Source organism: Neisseria sp. P0001.S005 (genome assembly GCF_051963715.1).
On sequence record NZ_JBQCTZ010000433.1, the window covers coordinates 1 to 965 of the forward strand.

Below are 965 nucleotides of genomic sequence, written 5' to 3' on the forward strand. Positions count from 1 at the left end.
GTTACTTTCGGCTTGGCCTGCTGCGCCGTGGAAATGATGCATGCGGGTATGGCGCGTTATGACCTTGACCGTTTCGGCATCATTTTCCGTCCGTCCCCACGTCAGGCTGACCTGATGATTGTGGCAGGTACGTTGACCAACAAAATGGCGCCCGCCCTGCGCCGCGTATACGACCAGCTCGCCGAGCCGCGCTGGGTATTGTCTATGGGCTCGTGTGCCAACGGCGGCGGCTATTATCACTATTCTTATTCCGTTGTGCGCGGTGCCGACCGCGTCGTGCCGGTAGACGTTTATGTGCCGGGTTGTCCGCCGACTGCGGAAGCTCTGATTTACGGCCTGATTCAGCTCCAACAAAAAATCAAGCGCACTTCCACCATCGCGCGTGACGAGTAAGGAGAGGACGATATGGCAAGCATTCAAAACTTATACGAGACCGTCGTCAGCGTGCTCGGCGAGCAGGCAAGCAAAGTCATTTCGGCTTTGGGCGAGATTACCGTCGAGTGTCTGCCCGAACACTATATTTCAGTCATGACTGCATTGCGCGACCATGAAGAGTTGCATTTCGAGCTTCTGGTTGACTTGTGCGGTGTCGATTACAGCACTTACAAAAACGAAGTATGGCAGGGCAAGCGCTTTGCCGTCGTCAGTCAGTTGCTTTCCGTTAAAAACAATCAACGCATCCGCGTACGCGTCTGGGTTTCAGACGACGACTTCCCCGTAGTCGAATCCGTAGTCGATATTTACAACAGCGCGGATTGGTACGAACGTGAAGCCTTCGATTTGTACGGCATCATGTTCAACAACCACCCGGACTTGCGCCGCATCCTGACCGATTACGGTTTCGTCGGACATCCGTTCCGCAAAGACTTCCCGATTTCCGGTTATGTCGAAATGCGTTACGACGAAGAGCAAAAACGCGTGATTTACCAACCTGTTACCATTGAGCCGCGCGAGATCACGCCGCG

Annotated in this window: 2 protein-coding genes; both read left to right on the top strand. The window is 54.2% G+C overall.

The features are described from left to right. Nucleotides 1-393: NuoB/complex I 20 kDa subunit family protein (locus ACTHSP_RS20835; RefSeq protein WP_440346866.1), on the top strand; the 393-nt coding region annotated here is incomplete at its 5' end. A gap of 12 nt (nucleotides 394-405) precedes the next feature. Beyond that, nucleotides 406-965 (top strand): NADH-quinone oxidoreductase subunit C (locus ACTHSP_RS20840; RefSeq protein WP_440346867.1); only part of this gene is annotated, 560 nt, incomplete at its 3' end.